Raw genomic sequence first — 441 nt, forward strand, 5'->3', positions numbered from 1 at the left:
GTCACGGTCGCTGCAGCCACCACATGTGGGGTGTGGGCGATCCCGGTATCCGCATCAATCCCGGACGGAATATCCACTGCCACCACCGGAATCTCCGCGTCTGCGGCCGCAGCGATCCACGTGGCCGGCTCGTCACGAAGAGGCCCATGGCCACCAATCCCCGTTACCCCGTCGATAAGAAAACACGACGAAAAACGGGCGCGGTACTGCGCTAACTCATCAGGATTCAGGTCAGCCTCCCCGGCCTCCCCGTTCTTTCCGACGACAACACCGCCCGACTTCTCGAATGCCCGGCGCGCCCGCTCATGAACGGACGACCCCACACACACGGCCACCACGTGCCATCCGCGCTGGACGAGCACAGCTCCGGCGTAGAGCGCGTCACCCCCATTACCGCCGCTACCAGCGACAATAATCACCGCCGGGGTGAGCGCTTTCTCC

General features: G+C 64.4%; 1 protein-coding gene. It reads right to left on the reverse strand.

What is annotated here, in order from left to right; genetic code table 11:
• Positions 1-441 (reverse strand): NAD(P)H-hydrate epimerase (locus J5M58_RS27070; protein ID WP_207880515.1); only part of this gene is annotated, 441 nt, incomplete at both ends.

Source organism: Pseudomonas sp. 32_A (assembly GCF_017490905.1).
Taxonomy (GTDB): domain Bacteria; phylum Pseudomonadota; class Gammaproteobacteria; order Pseudomonadales; family Pseudomonadaceae; genus Aquipseudomonas; species Aquipseudomonas inefficax.